Raw genomic sequence first — 23,331 nt, forward strand, 5'->3', positions numbered from 1 at the left:
CCTGTTCACACGCAATCAGCGGATCGGCCCGATCGGCGCGTATTTCGATCGTCTCGACAAGACCCGCCAAGACGAGGAGATCGGGCGGCTCGGGCAGGAATCGCCAACAGGGGGGTCTTAACGCCGATGGTTTCCTGGAGGCGCCCTGCCTCAGCGCATTGTGCAAGCCATTGATAGCTCACCCAATGCGCTATAGGCTCCCAGCGCGGCACCGGCGCCGCGCAAGCGATCAGGAGCTTTTATGCCGACCGGAACTGTAAAGTTTTTCAACGAGGACAAAGGCTTTGGATTCATTACTCCCGAGAACGGAGGGGCGGATGTCTTCGTGCATGTCTCTGCTCTGCAGCGAGGCGGTTCTTTGCGAGAAGGACAAAAGGTAAGCTACGAACTCGGCCAGGACCGCAAGACCGGAAAGTCAAAAGCCGAAAACGTCAACGTGCTTTGATCTCGGCCCAGCGACACCCTTTATCCCAACAGCGATCATCAGATGAAGGAGCGCCCTCCCATTGCTGGACAGGGTGCGCCTTCACCTGTCGTCAGGTTGCTTCCAGCACCATGTTAAGCGGGGTCTGAGCCGCTCGCCGGACGCGTGTGAACCCGCCTGACCGGATCACCTCCGTCAATCGCTTCTCTCCTGCCTGAGCGCCAAGCGCGAGCCCCGTCTCCTGCGCCAGGGAGGTCGGAACGCAGATCATTGTCGAGGCGGAGTAGTAGAGCCGCCCGACCGGGTTGATGTTTTCCTCGAGCGTGTCCCCGGCCATCGGCTCGACCACCATCCACGTGCCGCCTTTTTTCAACGCCTTTCTGATGTGCGCCGCCGCGGCCTTGGGATCGCCCATGTCGTGCAGGCAGTCGAAGCAGGTGATCAGATCGAAGTCGCGTCCGTCGAAGTCCTGCGCCCGGCCCACTTCGAAATGCACGTTCGTCAGGCTGTGTGCCCGGGCGTGGGCGGTCGCGGCGGCGATCGAATCCGCATGGAAGTCGTAGCCGGTGAACCGGGAATTCGGGAACGCCTGCGCCATCAGGATCGTCGACAGTCCATGTCCGCACCCCACGTCGGCCACGGCCGCACCCGCCTTTAACCTGTCGACGACCCCATCGAGCGCAGGCAGCCAGTCCTGCACGAGGGCATTCACGTAGCCGGGCCGGAACAGTCGCGCCACGGCGCAGAACATGCAGCCGGCCTGATCCCCCCAGGCCACGCCCCGACCGGTCTTGAAGGCGGACTGCACCTTCGGCTGGTTTTCGACCATCGCGGCCGCCGTATCGAACGCGCCGACTAGGTTGACCGGGCTATCGGGTTCGGCAAACACGCAGGCCTGCTCGGGCGTGAGCGAGAACCGGCCATCCTCGTAATGCACGTAGCCCGAAGCCGCCTGCGCCGCCAGCCACTCGCGCACATAGCGCTTCGCGCATCCCGCGGCCTCGGCAAGCTCGTCGGCACTCGCCGGCCCGATCTCCCTGAGGGTCTTGTAAAGGTCAAGCGCGTCTCCGATCCGCACCAGCGGCACGCTGACCGCACCGCCGAGATCGCCGAGAATGCGGCCCACGAGTTCATTAAGCACCGTTTCGTTGAGTTGGGTCATGTCGAATTCCTCCTGATTCGCGGGTGGCTTCCTGCCCCCATCGGTTCCAGGATGAAACCCGTCGCGCCGGTGGGCATGAGGCGGTTGTCCCGCGCAGGTAGGGAATCAGGTCCAGCAGAAGGGGCAATTGTCCCGAAGGCGGCGTCGACGCAGCTCGCTACCCGGAAAGCGCCATGACGATCGCTTGCGAACGGTTGTGAACGCCGAGCTTGCTGAAAATCATCGACAGTTGGTTGCGCACGGTCTTCACGCTCTTGCCAAGGCGTTCGGCGATCGCGCGATTGTCGAGCCCCTCCGCCACGAGGTCGAGAAGTTCAGCCTCGGCCGGTGTCAGGCCGGCATCGCGAACTGAGCGCGATCGTACGGGTCGATCCCGTCCAAGAAAGGTTGCGAGTTCGGCATGGAAGACGGCCCAGGCCGGTTCGTCCGGCAAGAGCACATGGTTCTTGCTCTCGAGCGGGATGAAGCGTGCTCCGGGGATCGCAGCCGCGAGCTTGCAGCCTTGGTCGAACGGTACGCGCATATCGCCGCGGCTGTGCGCAACCAGCGTCGGGATCTGGAGTTTCGTCGCAAGTTCCAGCACATCGAGCCCCTGCATCTGCCAGAGCAGTTGCGCGGCAACGTCGGGTGCTGCCGTCACGCGCTCCAGATCGCCCCACCAGCGATGCTGTTCCGGTGTTCCGTCCGGAATGAAGAGGTTGGTGAAGAACCGGCAGAACGCCGGGTTGTCGCGGCCCCAGCCGATGCGGATGAGGTTGACGAGCGTCTCGGCCTCCAGGCGCTCGGCCTCGGTCTGCGCGCGTGTCCGCGCACCCTGGCCATAGGCATTCAGGAGCACCAGATGCGATACCCGTTCGGGATGCTTCAGCGCGTATGCAATAGCGAGGGCGCCGCCCTGCGAAAGACCGAGGAGAACGAAACGCGGTTCCTCGATCGAGGCCGCCACGGCATTCAGGTCCGCGTGCCACGCGTCAATGGAAAGATCCGCGACATGCCGGTCCGAAAGGCCGCAGCCGCGCGGATCGTAGCGGACAAACCGGTTGCCTGCCGAAAGCATCTGCAGCCAAGGCCGCCAGATCGGGCTTTCGACATCATGATCGACATGGCTGAGCCAGTGAGCCGCCCGCAGGATCACCTGTCCCTTCCCGCACGACGCAACGGCGATCCGGGTGCCGTCGGCAGAGGTGCAGAACCGTATGGTCTGGCTGAGTTTCATCGGCCAAGATTAGCGCATCGAGAGATTGCGCAACAGGTCCGTCCCGCGAGCTTCGTTTGGAGTAAATGTCTTCCGGGAAGCGATGCGGACCCAAACGGTTCGGAAAATTTCACTGCCTGTAGGCTGCAAGCGGAACTCGATTGTTCCGCCGAGACAAGCGTGGCATCTGAAGGTCTTGAAGAGAAACAAACGCTGGACACGGCGGTTGTCGTTACCGCCCAATGGCCTTATGCGCCGGTTGCGTTGAAAAACTCCTTGCTGCCTTGAACGAGATCGCTGATTCACTCCCGCGGAACACGGGCGAAGTATTTGCTTTGGCCCGCCACGCACTCAGTTCATGGACTTGAACGTCTCAAAGATCAGCGCCCTCAGCCAACGATGAACAGGATCCGCATCCATCCGCGGGTGCCACGCCTGTACGATGTCGAAACCCGGCACGGCGACCGGCAGGTCGAATGTCCTGATCTGGCTTGTCGCGGCGGATTTGCGATACGACTTCGGAATCGCGCCGATCAAATCGGATGCCGCCGTAACCGCGATCACCCCTGGAAAGCTTGGCACGATCAGTCTGACATCGCGGTAAACGCCGAGTTCCGAGAGCGCCCTGTCAACCGGACCGGCAAAATCCGCCTGCGGTGAAAAGACCACGTGCCCCCAGGCTGCATAGCTTTCGACCGTGATCTGTTTGGCCTCGAAAATCGGGTGACCTGTCCTTGCGAGACCGACGTATCGGTCTTCGAAAAGGGTCTGGCAACGCAGTTCCCCGCTCTCCGGCGGCAGGACGCCAATGTCCAGATCCACTGCCGCGTCTCTCAAGGATTGAACGTCCTTGTCCGACCTCGGCGCAAACCGAAGCCTTATCCCCGGTGCCGCGTTCGCCACGGCGGCGCTCAGGTCCGCGGCGAAGATAAGCACGAATGCCTCATTGGCACGGATGGTGAAATGGCGCCGCACGTTCCGGATATCGACGGCCGACGGCGGGCTGAGCACGGTTTGCACGGCTTCCCTCAACGAATGCACGTCGGCGGCAATCGCCAGGGCATGCGGCGTCGCGACCATGCCGCGCCCGGCCGGCACAAGGATCGGATCGCCTAGCCTCGCCCTCAGCCGCGACAGCGTCCGGCTCATGGCGGACGTGCTGAGGCCAAGCCGGCGCGCGGCGGCAGACACGCTTTTTTCCTGCAGCAACGCATCCAGCGCCACCAAAAGATTGAGGTCGAGATCGGACATCATTCTCCTTTACTCAAGCATGGCGTCACACGCAACAGTCAGTTGATTCTCTTGCGTCTGGCGCGGGCATTCGGCAGGGACTAACTAGTCGGACATACGGCAAATGATTTGGGAGTTCCTCAATGTCCCTCACCTCCACCGCACCGATTTCAAAGGACGGCCTGGCATCGCCTCGACGGTACCTGGCCATCGCATTCATACTTTCAGCAGCCGTTCTCGTCGTCCTGGACGGAGCCATTGCCAATGTCGCCCTGCCGTCGATCGCGCTCTCGCTGCATGCGCAGGCGGACAGCACCGTATGGGTCGTCTCTGCCTATCAGCTGGCCGTGCTGGTCGCCCTTCTTCCCTGTGGCGCGCTGGGTGAAATCTACGGCGCGCGGCGGGTCTTCCTGATCGGCGTCGCGCTGTTCACCGCGGCTTCCGCGGCCTGCGCCTTCGCGGGCAATCTTCCCGTCCTGATCCTCGCCCGTTTCGTACAGGGTCTTGGCGCGGGCGCGATCATGGCGCTCGCCATGCTGAACCTGCGCTCGGCCTTGCCGCAGCACATGCTCGGTCCGATCATCGGCGTCAACGCCATGGTCATCGCCATTTCTTCCGCGGCAGGCCCCGGCATTGCCGGCGCCATCCTTTCCGTCACGACCTGGCCCTGGCTGTTCGCGGTCAATATACCGCTCGGCGCCGTCGTTCTCATCGGCGGCGGCATACTGGGACAAGTCGAGGGCAAAAAGCGAAAGTTGAACGCGAAGGCCTTGCTGGCCAACACGCTGATGTTCATCCTGTTCTTCTGCGGCACGGACCAGATAGCCACCGCGCCGGTCAGCGGCGCGATCCTCGTCGCCGCCTCGGTCGCTTGCCTTTTCATCCTGCTGCGCCTGGAACGCCACAGCGACGCCCCGATCATTCCGACGGATCTCCTGGCGGCACCGGCATTCCGCGTGGCGGTCATGGCCTCGGTATCCTGCTTTTCAGGCCAGATGCTGAGCTACATCGCGTTACCCTTCTATCTTCAGCACACATTGCACATGACACCGGTTCTGGCCGGGCTCTACATGATGCCCTGGCCCATTGCGACCGCGATCATCGCACCGGTTTCGGGACGTTTGGCAAACCGCGTCAAGACCGCATGGCTTTGCGCCACAGGCGGGATGCTGCTGAGTGCCGGCCTCCTTGTTGCCGCTCTCAGCCCGCCCGATCCGAGAGGCATCGCATTTCTGGTCGGCACGGTGATCGCCGGCCTCGGATTCGGACTGTTCCAGACACCGAACAACCGAATTCTACTTCTCTCCGCACCGAAAGCGAGAAACGGCGCGGCAGGTGCGATGCAGGGCACCGCACGGCTTCTCGGCCAGACTTTGGGTGGAATCACGATGTCAATCATCTTCGCCACGCTGCCGCTCTCCGCCGCGCTCGAATTTGCGGTGGTCATCTCCGCCGGCTGCACGGCAATCGCCAGCCTGGTCAGCCTGAGCCGGGCACGCTATGAAGTGGTGGGACAACCCGGCCCGGCTTGAAGGAAGCCGCGCCGCAGTCGCCTGTGGGGGAAGGAGGACGTTCCCCTTTCCAGATTGCGAATTCGCAAGTTCCAATCAGCGGGGCTTCAACTTCCAATTGACCGGGAACAACAGTTCCGGATTCGAGGAAGGCAAGTTCGAAAGATTTGTAGAGCAGCGAATGGAGGGGGCCCTCCTCCACGATATCGCAGCGGCGATCAATCTCGATCTTCTCAGCATCGAGCAATGCCTTTCGTCACGGCATCCTGATGATTTCAAGGATTCATCCGGACTTTGGGCTCGCAGCAATTTAACATCGTCAGGCCGGAACGCTCTCAAAATCTTCCGCCGACACCTGTTTTGCACCCGGCGAATTTGGATTATCTTTCTTGATGGGGATTTAGCGATTGATCGCAGTTTCTAGCAGCGAGGCGTGCTGTAGCGTGGTTGCGGGGGCTCGCAACACCCGATTCCTGCGATTGGTCGAGCGCGAGATACCGAAACTGGCGGCGTAAGCATCGTCGGCTGAGACGGCCGCATAATGGAATCGAATGGCAACCGTGAACTTCCGGAAGGCCCCGCTTATAATCGTCACGGCCATCGTGCAGGGATAGTGTCATAGAGAGGCCCCTCTGTACAACCTGGAGCATCACCTCGATAAGCCAGTCGCGTTTATCATCGTGCCGATCTTCGGCTTCGCAAACACCGGCGTATCCTTCTCGGGAACGTCCCTCGCCGTCCTCCCGGAGCCCCTCACCCTTGGCGTTGCGGCCGGGCTTTTTCTTGGCAAGCTGGTCAGCGTCCTTGGTACCGTCGCCGTCCTGGTGAAGCTTGATCTCGCGGACCTGCCGGGGCAGGCGAGTTGGGGACAGATGACCGGGACGGCTCTTTTGTGCGGCATCGGGTTTACCATGAGCCTGTTCATCGGCCTGTCCACCTATCCCTGAAATCATTCAGTCGGCTTGCGCCCGGAAGTCGCCCCGTTCACCCGTGCGTGATCGATGCTCGCGTTCCGGGATTTGCCTTCTCAACCCGGAACTCCGCATTGAGCTGTCTTGCCATTGCCTCGACGAGGCCCGTCCCTAGTCCGGGCTTCGCACTATCTGGATCGGACGGTATTCCAACGCCGTTATCGCTGACCGACATCGCCCATCTGGCATCGTTAGAATGATAATCTACGACGATCTTTCCGCTTCGATGAGCAGGGAAAGCGTGCTTGAGGGCATTAATGACCAACTCCGTGACGATGAGACCAAGGCTGAGCGAGACGTTGGCGGTGATGACGCTGTCATCGACATTGACCTCGATGGAAAGCTCGTCAGGGTCCATGATCATCGATGCGCCGAGGCTTTTGCATAGCTCCGTCATGTAGGGGCGTAGTTCGACGTCCTCAAGCCTAGAGGCAGCAAGCTGCCGCTGAAGAGCCGCGATCGACATCACCCGGCGATGTGCCGACTGAAGGTGGGTGCGGGTCTCTTCGGATTGCACCCTGCGCGCGCTTTGCAACAATATGCTTGCGATGATCTGCAGGCTGTTGGCAACGCGATGCTGGACCTCCTGCAGAAGGATCGCTTTCTCCCGGACGAGATCATCCTTGAATTTCTCGGCAAGCCGGGCATCGGTGACGTCAAGCACCGAAACCAGCAGCCTGACATGCCCTAAATTACCATCACCGTATTCGAGCTTTTGGGCATTCAGCACGAGCTGGCGCGGCGTTTGGCCTTTCAGTTTCAGTTCCATTTCATAAGCATCGATACTGGCGCTGCCAGAGGCCGTTGCCTGCAGAAGGGACGACAATTGCCGCCTGTTCCACTCTCCGTTTCCCAGTTCCGAAAGTTTCCGGCGCGGCGCGGCTTCGGGATCGATTTGAAACTCGCGGTAGAATGAGGTACTGGCGGCGATGATCGTCAAGTCGCCATCGAGCAGTAAAAGAGGGGCGCTTGAAGATGCGACCACGGCGAGGGCGAGATTGAGGGCGCCTTCAGGATGCTCTGTAACTTTGTCCATGATGGTAGTCCCTTCGGGCCCGGAGGCTCGCACAGCGAAAGCCTTCCCCGGGGGCGGCGCAAGCTCACGCGTTGTTCTAGTGAGGCTGCGCCGACGGACCATATCACGGATGGAAGGGTAAAATCATCTCATTGAAGCACTTTATGGTGACTGCCCAACTGAACCCCTGCAGGCGTGGACCGCAAAGTCGATCCGGATGCAGCCATACATCCCCCAGAACATCCCGCCAACGCAGTCTTTAAGTCACCCCTTTTTCCGGAAATCTCATCGGAGAGAAGAACTCAGCTACCTCGACCGCGCTGATAGGCCGAACATATGACTGCACCGTCCGGCGGCGATTTACGCTGAAAAACCTTGCCAACCGGGCCGTTCCACATATAAGTCAGCGCCGAATATTGTCCCACTGAGGGATTGACTAGGCCACGGCCCAAAATGAGTCAATCAGTGTCCGGAGGCGCCGACGTGGAGTGTTTGTTGCCCTGGACCTCGGCCGCGTGCCACTCCAGGAACAGGCTGTAGGCGACCGCCAGCAGCGTGGGGCCTAGAAATACTCCGATAAAGCCAAAGGCAATGACACCACCAAGAAATCCGAAAAGACCGAGCAGCACGGGCAGACTGTTGGTCTTGCCGAGGACATAGGGCCTGAGGACGTTGTCGATGCTGCTGACGAGGAGCAGGCCCCATGCTGCGACGAACAGGCCCCACCAAACGGCCCCCTGGACAAAAAACCATAGCGCTACCGAGCCCCACACAAGCGGGGGCCCCGCAGGCACGAACGACAGGACGAACGTAAGGAAACCAAGCAATAGCGCCTGAGGCACACCGGCGATCCAGAAACCAATGCCGGCCAGGGCGGCCTGGGCGAGGGCCGTGCCGATCAAGCCGTAAATGACGCCTTTCACAGTCGCGCCGACAACCATGAGGAGTTTTCGGGATCGGGGGCCGGCGAATCTTTCGCCGATTGCGCGCACGTAGGCTGCCATCTGCCGACCATGAAGGAAGAGGAAAAAGGCGATGAACACGCTCAGCCCAAGTTCCAGGAGCCCGGCGCCAAGTATCGCTCCGCTGGCTACCGCCAGGTTTGTGGCAGGCCCGATCAGTTTCTTGAGTTCAATAACGAACGCGGGCGCATCGTGGGCGAAGCTCTCCCAATAGGCGGCCACGTTCTCGCCAACGACCGGGAGTCCTGCGACCCAAAGCGGTGGGGCTGGAGGCCCCTGCTCGAGAACTTGATTCACCGCCGTGAGCAGATTGCCTACGCTGTCTGTTAACGTCGGCACCATCACGGCGAACGGTGCGACGAGAACGAGGGCAACCAGTAGCGTCATCACGGCGGCCGCCAGGCTTTTATTGCCGCCGACGACCCGCTCACACCTCTGGTAGATGGGCCATGTTGAGAAACATATGATCGCCGCCCACAGGATCGCTGAGAGGAAAGGCTGAAGGATAAGAGCGCAACCAAGCGCAAGCAGAAGAAGGGCGCCCGCCCCCATAATCTGTTCGATTGGCTTACCAAGGAATATCATGACCAATCAGTCTTGCCGTCGCCTAGCACCTGCCCGCGCATCGTTCACGCCGGGCATAGGGGTTTCCAGTTCACTCGGTCGGTCGCTTACAACTAAGCGACGACGAAGCCGCCGACAAGGTGTTCAAGCGAATGAAGATCCGCATGCAGCCAACAGAGAAGACCGCGATTTTACCGCGCCCCTCGATCTCCCGAGCGAACGGAGCATGATCAATTAAGTAGCGCTGAGGATGAAGCGCACGACGCCATTTTACAACTAGCGGCCGCGCGCATCCGCCGTCCAGAACCATTAGCGCTTGGAGTATCCGCATATGTGACGAAGAAGGGGCGCTGCTGAGCAGCGATATTCACATCCGGAACCCTGAGGAAGTTCTTCCGCCCGGAATTTGAACGTTCCCACGCAGCAACCATCTTCACCTGCACGCCTTGCCGGGATGCCTCGGAACAAGTGGCTCACAAGGTTGTTGGGTATTTGTCGCAATTCGCGACGAGGAGTAAAGCAAATGCCTAGCACTCCGCAGCCCGGCCAGCAGGACGATAGGAAGTCCGGCCAGGACAAGAGCCGTCCTGACGAAAAGTCCGGCGTCAAAGCGAAGCCTGATGACCGGCGTCAAGGTCAGCAGGATAAGCGCTGATTGATGTGTCGGCTGGGTAAAGCCCCAGCCGGTCCCGCCGCGAAGAGGATACGCAATGCCGGACGACCCAAAGTCTGACCCGCAGGCCACGAAAAAGCATGACCAGCAGCCGTATCAAAATCCCGGTAAGGACAAGAGTCACCCCGGTGATGAAGCGGCCGTTGACGCATCTACTGAGCCCCGCGAGGGCAAGCCTGCCAGGCGTTAAGTGATGCACCGCCACGGACATGCGTACTCAAGGCGTACGCTGTGATCATTTCATCAGCCCGGCCGACCGGAGAGCGTCTTCGATGATCTTCTGGATTCCGCCCGCTTCCGCCTGAGGCCTCACCACTTTGGCGGCGGATAATGAAGTGGTCCCGCTCGGGATGTCGACGGTTCTTGGATTCCGCTTTTCGAAAGAAGGCGTCAATCCCCAGGACCGCGCGGAATGGAGTGTCGAGGAAAACCCGACGTCGAGCATATATGGTGCGCTTCTGCCGTATCCTCCGGCCACATCGATCGGCGTTCCGTGCCCCATGCCTGCAATCGCGATGTGTTCTATGGCAACAATGCCTTGGGGGTTCTTCCACGATATAATTGTATGCCCCTCCCCCATGTGGATGCTGGCATCGCCGGGATCCACCCCATGCACACCCTGCCATTGCGTCACGATGGACTGACCATTCGACGGCACCACGGTATTGTCGCCCGTTCCATGCCAGACGGATATCGCCGGCCAGGGTCCGTCATGATCCGAGGCTAAGCGAAGCCGGCTCTGAAGCTTTGCACGGCTTGGCAGACCATGGCCGCGCATGCGGTTGAACGCTTCCGGCACCGTGCTGGCGCAGCCATACGGCAGACCGGCGATAACCGCTCCCCCCGCGAAGACTCCCGGATAGGTCGCAAGCATCACATTCGCCATCGCGCCTCCCGCCGACAATCCGGTCACGAAGATGCGGGCGGGATCGATGTGATGAAATTTCACCGCAGTGTCGATCATCTGGCGGATGGACAGGGCTTCGCCTTCACCGCGCCGAATATCTCCCGGCACGAACCAATTGAAGCAGGTATTCGCGTTGTTCTGTGTCGTCTGCTGCGGATAGAGCACGACGAAACCGTATTCGTCGGCGAGGCGGGACCATCCCGAGCCGTGCTCATAGGCTGCCGCAGTCTGGGCGCACCCATGAAGAACGATCACCATGCCGGGACGCTCTGCCAGCTCCGATGGGACGTGAATTCTGGCCTCGAGCATGCCAGGATTGGAGCCGAAGGGGCCGAGATCAACCAGTTTCGATGTCGACGGCCAGGCGGGTTGCTGCACGGCCCGCAGTTTTGCAAGTCGGGCTAGTGTATCGGACATGGACCGCATTGAATCATCCTTTTACATCCGCCAGGGCGGCGATGCGCGATCGTTAACGCGCCGACTTCCAATACGTTGCTGCACCGCACACATTATCTGAGCTGCGCACTGCGGGACGCTCATGGTGTGGAGGGAAAATACTTTCGGCAGCATCCGGAACTTTAAAGGCGATCAAAGGTTAAGTCGCCACTGCTTTCCAACAATTGATCGGATTTCAAAGATGGCTACCGAAAAAACTCTTGATGATCTCTTCCTCGATACTCTCAAAGACATCTACTTCGCCGAAAAACAGATTCTGAAGGCGCTACCGAAAATGGCGCGTGCCGTGCAGTCTGAAAAGGGCAAAGCCGGCTTTCTGCAACACCGTGACGAAACCCAGGGCCAGATCGAACGTCTGGAGCAGATCTTCGAGCTTCTCGGCAAGCCGGCGCGTGGCAAGACCTGCGAAGCTATCCAGGGTATCCTTGCCGAAGGCGAGGAGATCATGGAGGAATACAAGGGAACAGCAGCGCTCGACGCGGGTCTGATCTCCGCGGCGCAGGCCGTGGAACACTACGAGATCGCACGCTACGGTACGTTGAAATCCTGGGCCGGCCAGCTTGGCCTTCAGAAGGCAATCCCGCTCCTCGACGCTAATCTACAGGAAGAGATCGCAACCGACCAAAAGCTGACGGCGCTCGGTGAAGCTTCGGCTAATCCGAAGGGCTCGCAGAAAAAAGCCAGTTAAGCTGCCGGATATCGCAGAGCAGGTGGCCTTCCGGGCGGCTTGCTCTGCCCTTTAGTCGTCGCTTGGTCCTGAGCTGGAGATTTTAAACCTTTGACCGACACCCGCAGACCGACTCCCCCGCACCCCGCTCAACATCAGGACCCACCCGGCGAGACCAAGCTGATGCACCCGATCCCCGACCATGGAGAACATTCCTATAAGGGCAATGGCAAGCTGGAAGGCAAGGTTGCGCTCATCACCGGTGCCGATTCCGGTATCGGAAAGGCTGTGGCGATTGCCTTCGCACGAGAAGGCGCCGACATCCTGATTTCCTATCTCAGCGAAGACGAGGATGCCGCCGACACCGCGAAATGGGTCAGGGAAGCCGGCAGTAAGGCTGTTGTCGTTGCCGGCGATATCAAATCGGAAGACCATTGCAAAGCGTTGGTCCAAGGCGCTGTCGATGTGCTCGGGCATCTCGACATCCTGGTGAACAACGCCGCATTCCAGCGCACCTATGGGGATATCGCGGATATCACTGCCGCCGAATGGGACGAGACCTTCAAAACCAATATCTATGCGCCCTTCTTTCTGTCGAAGGCGGCGATTCCGCATATGAAGCCAGGAAGCGCGATCATCAATACGACGTCGATCCAGTCGCGGCAGCCGTCGCCGCAGCTCCCTGGCTTACGCATCCACCAAGGGTGCGATCTCGAACTTCACCGCCGGGCTTGCCGAAATGGTCGCGGAGAAGGGTATTCGCGTGAATGCCGTTGCTCCCGGTCCGATCTGGACCCCGCTCATTCCGTCGACCATGCCTTCGGAAAAGGCGGCTAAATTCGGCGAGCAGACGTTGCTCGGCCGCGCTGGCCAACCTACCGAACTGGCGGGTGCCTATGTACTCCTGGCCTCCGAGCTGGGAAGTTACATAACCGGCGCGGTCATTCCCGTCACCGGTGGCGAGATCATGATCTGATGTTAACGGAGGTGCGCAACATGACAGAATTCCAGGACATCAAGATCGTTGAACTGAGCGATGCGGCGTCCGGCCTTGCCAACGAAGGGCCGCTAACCAGCATGGTACTTCGCCTCTCGGCTGAAGCACCAGCGGCCTGGTCCGACATGTTCAACGAAGCATGGCAGACGAAAGCCGGCATGATGAGGCGTAAGGCCGTCAGCGCGGGAGACACCATAACCTGCACTTGCATGCCTTATGAACTGCAAGGACAGATTTCCGAGCTCAACAAGGTGATCGCCGAGACAAATATCGGCTATAGAGAGGCGGCCACCCGGGCCGAGACCAGTGGAAGCCACGAGATCGACCCGCGGGAAGAGCTGAGAGATCTGAAGAATACTCTAAAATATGATTGAGACGTCTGGCTGCTCAGCGGGCAGGTTCCAAAATTGCTCCCCCCGCTCACGGAATATGCCTTGGCTATAACGCCATTTCGGAGACTTCTGCGCATATTGCAAACCGATGCTAATTGCCGAGAAGTCATCGAGGCCGACTGGTTTGAATATCCGAATCCCCGTGCCCGAAATCCTTTATCCGTCTCAATCAGCTATGAGGAGCATCCGCCGCAAGAGCCGCTTCGAGATCTTCGGCCGGGACGTCTATCGCTTCAATGATCCCACCGGACGTCAGCATCAGAGTCATCGTTCGATGATACGCTTCCCACGTCAAGTTTAGAGGCTCTTCCGTGATCTGGACCCCGAAAACGCCTGGCGGATGATCGCGGTCCATTCCGGGAAGCCGGAAGCTGTTGTGGAAAGTCACTGCCTCGACACTGGTTCGGGTCGTCATGGCCTTGAGCCCCGGCGATCCAGTTCCGCATCCAGGACCGCGGCGACAAATCGCATCCGTGCTTCCTCTGCCGACTGACGACCGTCGAGCGCCGCCAGTACGGCGAGGTGGGCCGCGGAAAACGTCAAGTTTTTGGCATTCGGCCATTCGTGCATCATGAAGCCATGTGCCTGCAAGGGGCTATTGATCGAGCTGTCACCGATCCAAACCGGGCTACCCCAGGGGCCTGTCAGCATGTCCGCTACTCCCTGGCCTTGGGATCAATTGACCCGCCCTCATTCTCCCATGATGCGATTTCGCCTCGGCGGCTGCGTTTTCGCGTCTTTGGTGAGGGCGGATAGTTTTCCGGCGAAATCATGCCGTCCAGAATGCGTTGAACGATGACCACCTCTTCGGGATGATCGGCTCCGATGCGCGCCTTCAGATCCAGTGTCGCATAGCGCCCCTTTTTCAGGACTCGACGCAGGATGTCATTATTGACGGATGCCGTTTTGGCGGAAAGAACTATGACCACAGAAAACCGCTCCCCAGAATGTAGAGGAGGATACCCACGCTCAAGCCGGCACACGCTTTCGGTGCCAAGCCCTCATAGTACCAAGATCGTAGATGGTTGGCCTTGGAAGACATGTCGTCCTCCTCTTTTGGGGCCAGGGATAAACCCTCAACAGCAGCGCCCGTTCAAGGATGCCATCAAGAGTTGATATGGGGCGGCAACGCGTCAATTACAAGCCAGCAACCATCCCGGATCATTAGTGCGGATACTTAACAAACTCCTTTTCATGATAACCGGGGGCTAAGGCTGGAGCGTTTCAGGCACGACAAAAACAGCTAAAGGTCGAGTTATCACTACCAAAAATTGAATTCGTCACCATATACTAGTCATAACAAGGAAAAAATGTGATGAAGAAATTGATGGTAGTAGTGGTTTCACTCATGACGGGGTTTGCCGGCATCGCACCGGCCCAAGCGCTCCCCGCCATCGTTTCATCGGCAACGTTCGTGAGTTCGGACGCTCAGGAAATTCAATATCGTGTCTACGACGATAGGCGCAACGACCGTCGTTACTATCGCGAAAGAGATCGGCGTGAGCGTTACAGCGACGATCGTCGATATGACCGTCGCGATCGCCGCAACAATGCCGGCGCGATTATCGGGGGCCTGGCTGCAGGCGCCATTATCGGCGGAGCGATCGCTCCGCAGCGCCAGGATAGCAGCAGTTGCGCCTCGCGCTACCGTTCCTACAGGGCTTCGGACAATACCTATCAACCCTACTCCGGCCCGCGTCGCGCCTGCCGCTAACGGTGCCCGTTCTTTGGCGACCGCCCCCGTCGGCGATGACGGGGCGATTGTCGGCGAAACTCAGGGCGAAGCTGTTAGCCAGCCAATATCAGGCATCGGTTGGACGTCAGGCTGCCCCCGCAACATAAAGAAACTACAGGTGAAAAATGAAAACGATCAACGATTGGCTCGACGATAAATACGAGGAGATGGCAACTTCTCCCGGATTCTCCAATAAGTTGTCGGATTTCGAGCAGCAAGCCGCCATCCTGCGCGATCAGGCTAAAGCGGAGGGTTACAGCACAAAAGACCTTTCGGAGGAGTGCGGCGGCAATATCGCCGCTCATCTCATGAACAGAGTCAATACTAGGAATCGCGCCGAAATCCGTCGAAAGGCTGAGAAGAACCTTACGGAATGAGCGGGCGTTGTTGATCTCTTTAGCCGTTGGCGGTCAGCGCCTCGATATATGGCCGGATCACCGTGGACCCCGCTGCGCTCTGCCTGTCTGGCAATTTCGCCTGCCGTGGCCTTACGCTGGTGAAGCGCTTCCTGGAGGCCCTCGATCGCCACTGACAGGCCGATCTTGTTGCGATATCGGAAACAGTCTGCGATTGTTTTGACGATCCCAAAGACCTTTACTGGCACACCCTCGATGACATGGATCTCTACGCGCTCATTGAGCAGTCTTTCGGTGACACGCACGAAGCGGCCATTATGCAGTGATCTCGCCGGCCGAAAAGGCGCCGGAAGCGGACCATCCGCCTAAGTTTCAATTTCGCGGAGGGCGCCACTCCGCAGTTGTCCCACTTGGGAATGCCAATGCCCAAAGCAGCAGTTTCCCGAGCCATTTGCGGCGAATGGAACCGGAAGTCAGTCCCGCGATATGGACAGCCCCGCAAGAAGCGGAGCGTAGGCGGCGAGTCTGCGGGATACGAATTCGGTGAAGAGCCGCACTCGCTTCGTCTTGCGTGTCTCCCCCTGAGTGAGAAGCCAGACCGGACCGTACAGGTGCAGGCCGGTGTCTGGCACCCGCTCCAATAGGGGATCGGCATTTCCGACGAAACATGGCAGCGCCGTGATTCCGATACCTTGCCGCACCGCCGCGATCTGGGTTTCGAAATCCATGGTCTTGAATTAGGCCCCAATCGTGCGGGCCTCTCCCTCGCGGGTCCAGTCCGGTACTCCATGACCACTTATGGCGATCCACCTGGGATCCGGTGGGCCTGCACGCCACTCGGCGAGCCGATCGCGAGACATGTAGAAGCCGCCGAACAGCTCCGGCCCCTTTAGCCCGTGAAGATTGAGCGGCAGGGCCTCGCGATCGTAGACGACGCGGATCGCCACGCCCGCCTCCCGGTTGGTCAGGTTTGCCAGTTCGCCGGATGACAGGATTTCCATTTCGATCTCCGGATGCAGACGCGCGAAATCGGCGAAGTCCGGCATGAGCATATGTGCTTCGAGGGGCGGCGGCAGCGTCACGCGCAGGAGCCCGCGCACGCTTTGGTCGCGCCCGAAGACGCGCGTTTCGAGCTGATGCGACGACGCTTCCATCTGCTCCGCCAAATCGAGGACCTCCTCGCCTGCAGGCGTCAGGCGGTAGCCCGTAGGGAGCTTTTCGAACATCTGGGCGCCAAGGCGCTCCTCAAGCTGTGCGATGCGTCGCAGCACGGTTGCGTGATTCACTCCGAGACGTTTGGCGGCGGCCCGCACTGAGCCTCCGCGCGCCGCGGCCAGAAAGTAGCGGACGTCATCCCAGTCGATCATAGTCCATTCCCGCGCCGCGTGGTGCGGCCTCCGAAGCGGGTTCTAACACACCTAGCCAGCGCGTGCGCGATAGACGTAGCGTTCAACCATCTGCCTGGATCGTTTTCGCACCACCGATGTGCGCAATTCCGCACTCACCGCCTGACTTTTCGCGAACCCATTTTGGGGTTCTCGGACGACCTCTCCGCACGGCCAAGACCCGAGTTGGCGAAACGAAGGACCTAAGACATGACAAGACTGAATGGAAAGACCGCCGTGATCACCGGCGGCGCCACCGGCATCGGCCGCGCCGCAGCAAAGCGATTCATCGAAGAGGGCGCCTTCGTCTTCATCTTCGGCCGTCGGCAGGAAGCGCTCGACGCCGCTGTGACCGACCTTGGGTCGAATGCTCGTGCGGTGAAGGGGTCTGTCTCGAATGAAGCCGACCTTGACCGACTCTACGCCGCGGTGAAGGCCGAGCGCGGAAGCCTCGACATCGTCTTCGCCAATGCCGGTGCGGGAAGCCCGCTTCCTCTCAGCCAGATCACCGCCGAGCACATTGACGAAACCTTCGACACCAACGTCAAGGGTACGATCTTCACAGTCCAGAAGGCGTTACCGCTGATGGGCCTGGGCGGTTCGATCATCCTGACCGGATCGAGCGCCGGCACCACGGGCGCTCCGGGGTTTACGGCCTACAGCGCGAGCAAGGCGGCCGTGCGCAATCTCGCGCGGACCTGGGCAGAGGACCTGAAGGGCACGGGCATCCGGATTAACGTGCTTGTCGCCCGGGGCGACGGCGACCGAGCTCGCGAAGGAAGCACTCGGCGAGGAAGGCCAGAAGGCTTACGGCGCGATGACTCCGCTGCAGCGCATGGCCGATCCGGCGGAGATCGCGGCCGTGGCCACCTTTCTCGCATCGTCCGACAGCAGCTTCATGACCGCCAGCGAAGTCGCCGTCGACGGCGGCCTGGCCCAACTCTGACGCGCAACGCCTGGACGGGTTCCATTCGATACTCGACGCCCCGACCGGGGCGGAAAACTCAAGGAGACACACATTGATCGTCCCACGGCAAGGTCGTGAAATCGACGCCATGCGCGGGTTGAATGCGAGGGTATTACCCCCCGCATTGTTTTCAGCGCGACGCCTTATAAAGCTTTTCGGCGATCTCGAACATTTCTTCCGGTGCGTAGTCCGGCGTAAACGCTGAGGGCACGCCGACGAGCTGATGGATCTTGCCGCCTTCAGGCATACCGTCGACGACCTCCAGTTCCCCTGGCGGATCTAGCGGCAGGGCAACCTCGCCATTGCCCCAGATACCCGACATTTCCTTGTAGTCGTTCGGGCTGAACGTGTAGAGGCGACGATGCGAACCCTCGTCCAGATATTTCTGGCATTCGGGAATGTTGCCGAGGCGAATGTTCGGTGTCGGCAGGAACTTCTTGACGTCAACGCCGGTGATCTTCTCGAGTGCCAGCGCATAGGCATGCGCATGAACCGAGCCGCGTACGAGCAGATATCCGCAGACCTCGCGGCCCGTTGGGTCGGATAGCGTTTCGTAGACGCGGAGCTTGTGGAGACGTGCGCCACACTCGAGATGGAAGTTGTGCAGGAGGTCAACGACGACATTGCCGGTCGTGGTGATGAAGTCGTTATTCCAAGACACGCCATTGCTGTTGACGGGCATCGCGCCGCCGCCGCCGGAGAGGAAGGCCGCCGCAAGGCGGATGTCCTTCATACCTTCCCACGGTGCGCCGGAGATGTCACCGCCATCGCCCGCGTCGCCGTCCGGAATATCTGGACCGTTGTTCAGCATCGCCACACCGTTGCTGACGAGTTCGACATGGCCGAGTTCTTCCGCGGTGATGCTCGCGACGAGACTGTAGAACGGACGTAGCTTCTCCTTGGAGCGAAAGTTGAAGCTCTGGAACATATAGTTCCCGAGGGTGGACATCTCGCCATATTTCCCCCCAAGCAATTCCTGCAGCGCTGCGGCCGCGTTGGGGTCTGCCCGTTTCGGAGCTGGCAGGTTGGCCTGCAGCTTGTCGACTCTCATGAACATGGGATGTTCCTTTCAGTTATGAGCGGGTCGGCGAACAAGGCATACAACGGCGAGTTCCATGGCGAGTGCAATTTTTGAACATTCGATCATGGGCGATCGAGGGTCTCATAGGTGAAGGTCAACGTTCCGACGGAGATCGACGTGCCTTCGGCATTCCGGACCTTAACTGTGATGACGCCCCGCCGATCTTCGTGGGTGAATTCTTCCATGGCGATGCCGGTCAAGATTCGCGCCACTTCGTGAGGTACGTCGGCCTCCGAATTGAGGATGACCCCATTCTCGTCCGCGACCTCGCCATCACCGTTGTGCAGATCGAAAAAATAGCGGCTCATGACTTCTAGGCTCACACTTTGGCGGTTGCGCCGGCTTCCTTCAGCGATGCGAACTTGATCGTGACAGCCCGCAGGTTTTCATCCAGCCACGCTGCCATGGCGAGCTCCTCGTCAAGGTTCGCCTGTAGGGACGGCACCAGACCGGCATGACCGCTAAGCTCGGCAATTGTGATCAGGGATTTGTATGCAGCGATCTCGAAATGCTCGAAGGCGTAATTGGCGAGCGAGTTCTTGATGATCTCGTCACCCGCAACCGTGTGGGCAATCGCGGCCATCGCACCGGTGAATGAAAGCGCCATATCCTTCAGCGAGGAATGATCCTCGGTGAGACTTGTCAGGATTTCCTCTAGTCGAAGAATCTGCCCTTCGGTCTCGCTGATATGCTGTTGAAGCTTCGCCGCGACTTCGGGATAGTTTTCGATCCGCTTGACCTGCGGCTTCATGATCGCAAGCGCCTGGTTCTCCATTGCGTGCGCGTTTTTCATGCCGGCGACGAAGATCGCCCGGGTCTCGTTTGCTGACATTTGCTCAAACTCTCCTGGTTGCCGAATACGAACCTCCTTCCACCGTCGTTGTTCCATCTCCCCGTCGAGCTTGGAATATTCCCTGAAAAGATTGGTCCTCTGCGCCCCGCGATACAATAATTGCTCGTGGAACTCTCACCCGATCCTTGTGTTCAGGCGGCTGAAATGGTCACGTCGTCGGACTGTTTGATTCTCGGCAATGGGCAAGGCAAACGCGATGCGCAAAATAAGAATTCTTGCCTTCGGACCGGAGGGATACGTTACCCCCCCAATCGCCGCTTCCTGGGATCGGGCCGGCATCGACCTCGTTGGCCCGATCGGATCCATCGACGCATTCCATTCTCTTGAGAGGAACTTCGGTGACGGTGCAGTGATCGATCTCGCCTACGACACCCACGTCCTCATCGCGCTGACCGACATTCTCGATGAACTCTCCATCCCATCGGTGTTCGCAACAACCTCCCAGATCGAACCGGGATATAGCGGTTTCGAACTTTCGTCCCGCCCCGAGGCGATGAATGCCATCCTGAGCGCGCTGCTCGATCCTGACGACACCGTGAGACATTAACATATGTGATTGAGCGCCAAGAGGAGAAGCGTAGGTTTGGTTGCGCCGACCGCAAGGCCGACCAGGCAGGAGCGTTCAGATGCACACACACCTTGGTTTTTTCCCCGGCATTTTGTTTCCTGACGATCTCGACGTCATGATGTCCGCACACCGGATGACGATGGCGCAAACCGGCGGTTCAGACCTCGACCCGCAGGACGTCGCGAGGATCGCACTGCGGCTCTACAGGAAGGGTCTCATCGACGAAGACAAACTTGCCGAGATGACCGGTCGGATCGCCCGCCGCCACCTAGCCGCCCTCCCCCACGGTTGATCACCTCTTGTGGGAAGTTCGCCGAGAACCGTCACAGGAGATGCCATGCGAACCGCAGACACCGACAGCGTCGTCAGAGCCGACATGATCAGGCTTATTCCCGAGATACGCAACTTCGCAAGGCGGTTCTCGCGCGATCAGAGTGAAGTGGACGACCTCGTCCAGGAGACGCTGCTGCGCGGCCTTGCCAACATCGAAAAATTCGAACCGGGCACTGGGCTGAGATCATGGCTCTTTACCATTCTTCGCAATACGTTCTGCACCCGTTACCACAGGGGAACGCGGGAGGTTGCGGGGATCGAGGAGTGCGTCTCCCTGCGCGCCTCTGTGCCCCCTCCACAGGAGTGGGCGGTTCGAATGCACGAGTTTGAGGCAGCCGTCGCTACTCTTTCGCCTGACCACCGCTCCGCCTTCGACGCCGTCCTGATCGACGGAGAAACCTATGAGGCGGCGGCACTTCGTTGCGGCTGTCCAGTGGGTACTATAAAGAGCCGGGTCAACCGGGCGCGTCTTGCGCTGACCCAGCGGATGGGCGGCGTCAACTAGCGATCGTCATGAAACGCAACGCTGCCGGCAAGGACGATAACGTTTCGAACGTATCATATGTGCTGGTCAATACCGGGTTTTACGTATCTAAGTGCCTGATCATCGGCACCCCATCCGGCCAGCTGTTGACAGAGAGACAGTGCGCTCCCGCCAATTTCAGGGAGCTTCGTCAAATGAAGCGATATTTCTTTCATATCATGAATGGCAAAGCCATTCTCGACGACGTTGGCCTTGAGCTTACCGACATGGATCAGGTCCGGACCGAAGCGATCCGCGCGGCAGGACAGATGCTCAGCGACGGTCAGCACAGGTGGAAAGGCAAAGCCTGGCAGATGATCGTAACCGACACAGACGGCTCAATCGTATTTGGCGTGAACCTGTCTGTCGATCGCCATGGTTTGTAGGCGCCGGGATCCGGACGTTCACTTCGCGGAAACGTCCCTGCCGGGGTTTGGCCAGCGCAGGTGCAGATAACTCGGATCGAAGTCGGAATAGTCTTTCAGCCGCTGCACATTCGGGATCAGGATTCGCTCATTCCTGAGGCTAACCAATCCCGCCTCGCGCAACTCCTTGAGACTTCTGTTCACATGCACGACCGACAGCCCCATCGTGTCGCTGAGTTCCGACTGCGTCAGGGGAAGTTCGAACGAGCCGTCGTCTGTGAGACCGACTGCCTTCATTCTCTCGTGCAGTTCACAGAACAGATGGGAGATGCGATGCGGAGCCGAACGTTGTCCGAGATTGACAAGCCATTCGCGCAACGTCGCCCCGTCCACTAGCGAGCACATCCAAAGCGCGCGGGTAAGCGCGGGTCTCCGTTCGGTCATCTCAAGAACGATGCTGGGCGAAAGATATGCGACGCGGCAGGGGCTGAGCGTGCCGATGCTGTGATCCATCGTCTTCAGCAGCGCCACATGGAGGTCACAAAAATCGCCGGGGATAAGGTAAGCGAAAATCTGCCTTCGACCCGTCGAAGTCAGTTTGTAGCGCATGGCGAAGCCGTCGAGGATCAGGAGCACGTTCTCGGGATTGTCGCCCTCGCTGATCAGGTCCTGGTCGGCACCCACTTCCCTGGTGCGGTTCGAGATCGAAATCAGCCATGCCCGGTCGTCGGCATGCAGCGGCTCAAAGCTCTCCAGCTTACTGATGAATGCGTTCGGCACGGCGAGCCCTTCATGGTCGTTTGGCGGGATAAACCACCCGAAAATCGTGTTGACTATTAACTATGTGAACGCGCCGAGAACTTTCGATGTCTATCATTGGAAGCTGCCTCGCCGCTTCTGGGAATTTTGCATAAACGTTCGATGCTCCCGTCTGTTTCACCTTATCGATGACTGGAATTGGGTATGACTGATTTCCTGCTGACGGAAGGTGATATGGCTCGGGCCATCCGTAATTACGATTGGGCCAAGACCAGTGCGGGCCCGATCGACTCCTGGCCTCTGGCATTGCGGACCGTCATTCAGATGATGCTGCATCAGCGTCACGCGATCTGCCTCTTTTGGGGAAGTGATCTCAATATAATGTACAATGATGCGTATAAACCTTTCCTGGGAGGGAAAGAAAAAGGCGCGCTCGGTAAGCCTTTTTCAGTGATCTGGTCGGACGTCTGGGACGATGTGAAGTGTTTCGTCGATGAAGCTCTGTCCGGCAAAGGCACCTATATCGAAAATATGCGTCTCGTCATGGACCGCAATGGATACGAGGAAGAGACGTTCTGGACGTTTTCCTACAGCCCGCTTTACGACGGTGACGGCAATGTTGCCGGCCTTATCGACATTGCCGTCAACACAACGCCAATGGTCCGTAGCCTGCGTGCGCAAGAGGTTCTTCGCCGGGAGCTCGTCCATAGGGTCAAGAACTCCATGGCTGTGACCACCGCGGTGATCAGCGCCACGCTTCGACATGCCGAAACGCTCGACCAGGCGCGCGAGACGATTACCCACCGAATCGCAGCTCTTGGAAAAGCCCAGAACATGTTGAATGAAACGCCTGTCGACGTGAGTGTGGCAGATACTGTTGCCGAGAGCATGAACGCCCACCTGGACGACCCGGGACGCCTCAAGGTGTTTGGCCCGAAGCTTCATGTCTCGACGCAACAGGGTATCGGCCTATCTCTTGCCGTATACGAACTTGCGACCAATGCACTCAAATACGGTGCGCTGTCGAACGAGACCGGTTGTATAAAGATCAGTTGGGAGACGTCCGGCTCACGCGGTTTCGAATTTGTTTGGCAGGAGACAGGCGGGCCTCCAGTGACGCCACCAAAGAAAACCGGATTCGGCTCCCGCCTGACGAACCAGATCGTCGCATCCTATTTTTCCGGCAAGGGCGAAACGACGTACTGTCCCGATGGCGTGCGGTTTGTCCTAAGCGGCACATACCAGACGGAAGCGGATGCTTTGGAACCCACTTCTTGATG

General features: G+C 59.3%; 24 protein-coding genes and 5 pseudogenes. 15 read left to right on the forward strand and 14 right to left on the reverse strand.

The window, feature by feature from the left end:
- The first annotated feature begins 241 nt into the window (after positions 1-241).
- Positions 242-445, forward strand: a complete 204-nt coding sequence (locus DMO26_RS31030) for a cold-shock protein (RefSeq protein ID WP_117196169.1) — start codon at positions 242-244, stop codon at positions 443-445.
- A 91-nt stretch (positions 446-536) separates the two neighbouring features.
- Here the strand turns inward: DMO26_RS31030 and DMO26_RS31035 are convergent, their stop codons facing one another.
- The 3 genes from DMO26_RS31035 to DMO26_RS31045 form a co-directional block, all read right to left on the reverse strand.
- Positions 537-1,586, reverse strand: a complete 1,050-nt coding sequence (locus tag DMO26_RS31035; protein ID WP_117196170.1) for a class I SAM-dependent methyltransferase — start codon at positions 1,584-1,586, stop codon at positions 537-539.
- Between the two features lie 157 nt (positions 1,587-1,743).
- Positions 1,744-2,802 carry an alpha/beta fold hydrolase gene (locus DMO26_RS31040; protein WP_117196171.1) on the reverse strand — a complete coding sequence of 353 codons (1,059 nt, stop codon included), beginning with the start codon at positions 2,800-2,802 and terminating at the stop codon, positions 1,744-1,746.
- 330 nt (positions 2,803-3,132) lie between these two features.
- Complete coding sequence (locus tag DMO26_RS31045) at positions 3,133-4,032, reverse strand: LysR family transcriptional regulator (protein ID WP_117196172.1); 900 nt, start codon at positions 4,030-4,032, stop codon at positions 3,133-3,135.
- Positions 4,033-4,154: 122 nt separating this feature from the next.
- On the opposite strand from DMO26_RS31045, the gene DMO26_RS31050 reads away from it, so the two are divergent.
- The 3 genes and pseudogenes from DMO26_RS31050 to DMO26_RS31060 all read left to right on the forward strand — a co-directional run.
- A complete protein-coding gene (locus tag DMO26_RS31050) occupies positions 4,155-5,543 on the forward strand; it encodes an MFS transporter (protein ID WP_117196173.1) in 1,389 nt (462 codons plus the stop codon).
- The gene (locus DMO26_RS31055) at positions 5,512-5,946 is read left to right on the forward strand and encodes a hypothetical protein (RefSeq protein ID WP_117196174.1); all 435 of its coding nucleotides are present in this window, start codon (positions 5,512-5,514) and stop codon (positions 5,944-5,946) included. Before DMO26_RS31050 ends, DMO26_RS31055 begins: the two co-directional genes overlap by 32 nt.
- Positions 5,947-6,145: 199 nt before the next feature.
- Positions 6,146-6,463 (forward strand): annotated as a pseudogene (locus tag DMO26_RS31060) (Na+/H+ antiporter NhaA); the annotation flags it as partial.
- A gap of 43 nt (positions 6,464-6,506) precedes the next feature.
- Here DMO26_RS31060 and DMO26_RS31065 read toward each other — a convergent pair.
- From DMO26_RS31065 to DMO26_RS31075, 3 genes are all read right to left on the reverse strand, one after another.
- The gene (locus DMO26_RS31065) at positions 6,507-7,529 is read right to left on the reverse strand and encodes a sensor histidine kinase (RefSeq protein ID WP_117196176.1); all 1,023 of its coding nucleotides are present in this window, start codon (positions 7,527-7,529) and stop codon (positions 6,507-6,509) included.
- A gap of 437 nt (positions 7,530-7,966) precedes the next feature.
- Positions 7,967-9,055 carry an AI-2E family transporter gene (locus DMO26_RS31070; RefSeq protein WP_117196177.1) on the reverse strand — a complete coding sequence of 363 codons (1,089 nt, stop codon included), beginning with the start codon at positions 9,053-9,055 and terminating at the stop codon, positions 7,967-7,969.
- Between the two features lie 887 nt (positions 9,056-9,942).
- The gene (locus DMO26_RS31075) at positions 9,943-11,040 is read right to left on the reverse strand and encodes an extracellular catalytic domain type 1 short-chain-length polyhydroxyalkanoate depolymerase (RefSeq protein ID WP_117196178.1); all 1,098 of its coding nucleotides are present in this window, start codon (positions 11,038-11,040) and stop codon (positions 9,943-9,945) included.
- 211 nt (positions 11,041-11,251) lie between these two features.
- Between DMO26_RS31075 and DMO26_RS31080 the strand changes: the two genes are divergently transcribed.
- The 3 genes and pseudogenes from DMO26_RS31080 (at position 11,252) to DMO26_RS31090 (ending at position 13,108) form a co-directional block, all read left to right on the forward strand.
- On the forward strand, positions 11,252-11,758 hold the full coding sequence (locus DMO26_RS31080) for a YciE/YciF ferroxidase family protein (protein WP_117196179.1): 507 nt from the start codon (positions 11,252-11,254) through the stop codon (positions 11,756-11,758).
- A gap of 90 nt (positions 11,759-11,848) precedes the next feature.
- A pseudogene (locus DMO26_RS31085) lies at positions 11,849-12,713 on the forward strand (SDR family oxidoreductase).
- A 20-nt stretch (positions 12,714-12,733) separates the two neighbouring features.
- On the forward strand, positions 12,734-13,108 hold the full coding sequence (locus DMO26_RS31090; RefSeq protein WP_117196199.1) for a hypothetical protein: 375 nt from the start codon (positions 12,734-12,736) through the stop codon (positions 13,106-13,108).
- A 429-nt stretch (positions 13,109-13,537) separates the two neighbouring features.
- Here the strand turns inward: DMO26_RS31090 and DMO26_RS31100 are convergent, their stop codons facing one another.
- Together DMO26_RS31100 and DMO26_RS31105 are read right to left on the reverse strand one after the other, a co-directional pair.
- On the reverse strand, positions 13,538-13,777 hold the full coding sequence (locus tag DMO26_RS31100; protein ID WP_117196181.1) for a DUF982 domain-containing protein: 240 nt from the start codon (positions 13,775-13,777) through the stop codon (positions 13,538-13,540).
- 5 nt (positions 13,778-13,782) lie between these two features.
- Positions 13,783-14,055: a hypothetical protein gene (locus DMO26_RS31105; protein WP_117196182.1), complete on the reverse strand. Its 273-nt coding sequence runs from the start codon at positions 14,053-14,055 to the stop codon at positions 13,783-13,785.
- A gap of 386 nt (positions 14,056-14,441) precedes the next feature.
- Here DMO26_RS31105 and DMO26_RS31110 point away from each other — a divergent pair, with 386 nt between their 5' ends.
- Both DMO26_RS31110 and DMO26_RS31115 read left to right on the forward strand, forming a co-directional pair.
- The gene (locus DMO26_RS31110) at positions 14,442-14,840 is read left to right on the forward strand and encodes a BA14K family protein (protein WP_117196183.1); all 399 of its coding nucleotides are present in this window, start codon (positions 14,442-14,444) and stop codon (positions 14,838-14,840) included.
- Between the two features lie 146 nt (positions 14,841-14,986).
- A complete protein-coding gene (locus DMO26_RS31115; RefSeq protein ID WP_117196184.1) occupies positions 14,987-15,238 on the forward strand; it encodes a hypothetical protein in 252 nt (83 codons plus the stop codon).
- 19 nt (positions 15,239-15,257) lie between these two features.
- Here the strand turns inward: DMO26_RS31115 and DMO26_RS34610 are convergent.
- Together DMO26_RS34610 and DMO26_RS31125 are read right to left on the reverse strand one after the other, a co-directional pair.
- Positions 15,258-15,528, reverse strand: a pseudogene (locus DMO26_RS34610) (type IV toxin-antitoxin system AbiEi family antitoxin domain-containing protein); the annotation flags it as partial.
- A 162-nt stretch (positions 15,529-15,690) separates the two neighbouring features.
- Positions 15,691-16,584, reverse strand: a pseudogene (locus tag DMO26_RS31125) (LysR family transcriptional regulator).
- Positions 16,585-16,812: 228 nt separating this feature from the next.
- Here DMO26_RS31125 and DMO26_RS31130 point away from each other — a divergent pair.
- Positions 16,813-17,548, forward strand: a pseudogene (locus tag DMO26_RS31130) (SDR family NAD(P)-dependent oxidoreductase).
- 151 nt (positions 17,549-17,699) lie between these two features.
- On the opposite strand, the gene DMO26_RS31135 reads toward DMO26_RS31130, so the two are convergent.
- The 3 genes from DMO26_RS31135 to DMO26_RS31145 form a co-directional block, all read right to left on the reverse strand.
- A complete protein-coding gene (locus DMO26_RS31135) occupies positions 17,700-18,626 on the reverse strand; it encodes a manganese catalase family protein (protein ID WP_117196185.1) in 927 nt (308 codons plus the stop codon).
- A gap of 86 nt (positions 18,627-18,712) precedes the next feature.
- Entirely contained in the window at positions 18,713-18,958 is a 246-nt protein-coding gene (locus DMO26_RS31140) for a DUF6894 family protein (RefSeq protein ID WP_117196186.1), read from the reverse strand.
- A gap of 11 nt (positions 18,959-18,969) precedes the next feature.
- Positions 18,970-19,482 carry a ferritin-like domain-containing protein gene (locus DMO26_RS31145; RefSeq protein ID WP_117196187.1) on the reverse strand — a complete coding sequence of 171 codons (513 nt, stop codon included), beginning with the start codon at positions 19,480-19,482 and terminating at the stop codon, positions 18,970-18,972.
- Between the two features lie 199 nt (positions 19,483-19,681).
- Here DMO26_RS31145 and DMO26_RS31150 point away from each other — a divergent pair, with 199 nt between their 5' ends.
- From DMO26_RS31150 to DMO26_RS31165, 4 genes are all read left to right on the forward strand, one after another.
- Entirely contained in the window at positions 19,682-20,050 is a 369-nt protein-coding gene (locus DMO26_RS31150; protein WP_117196188.1) for a hypothetical protein, read from the forward strand.
- Between the two features lie 79 nt (positions 20,051-20,129).
- Positions 20,130-20,363 (forward strand): molybdopterin-binding domain-containing protein, encoded by a 234-nt coding sequence (locus DMO26_RS31155; protein WP_117196189.1) that lies wholly within the window; start codon positions 20,130-20,132, stop codon positions 20,361-20,363.
- 45 nt (positions 20,364-20,408) lie between these two features.
- On the forward strand, positions 20,409-20,909 hold the full coding sequence (locus DMO26_RS31160; RefSeq protein WP_117196190.1) for a sigma-70 family RNA polymerase sigma factor: 501 nt from the start codon (positions 20,409-20,411) through the stop codon (positions 20,907-20,909).
- Positions 20,910-20,917: 8 nt separating this feature from the next.
- A complete protein-coding gene (locus tag DMO26_RS31165; protein WP_117196191.1) occupies positions 20,918-21,313 on the forward strand; it encodes a DUF6894 family protein in 396 nt (131 codons plus the stop codon).
- An 18-nt stretch (positions 21,314-21,331) separates the two neighbouring features.
- On the opposite strand, the gene DMO26_RS31170 is transcribed toward DMO26_RS31165, so the two are convergent.
- Entirely contained in the window at positions 21,332-22,072 is a 741-nt protein-coding gene (locus DMO26_RS31170; protein WP_117196192.1) for a Crp/Fnr family transcriptional regulator, read from the reverse strand.
- A 183-nt stretch (positions 22,073-22,255) separates the two neighbouring features.
- Between DMO26_RS31170 and DMO26_RS31175 the strand changes: the two genes are divergently transcribed.
- On the forward strand, positions 22,256-23,329 hold the full coding sequence (locus DMO26_RS31175; RefSeq protein WP_226951480.1) for a sensor histidine kinase: 1,074 nt from the start codon (positions 22,256-22,258) through the stop codon (positions 23,327-23,329).
- The last annotated feature ends 2 nt before the right edge of the window (positions 23,330-23,331 follow it).

It is taken from the genome of Rhizobium terrae (assembly GCF_003425685.1).
GTDB lineage: Bacteria > Pseudomonadota > Alphaproteobacteria > Rhizobiales > Rhizobiaceae > Neorhizobium > Neorhizobium terrae.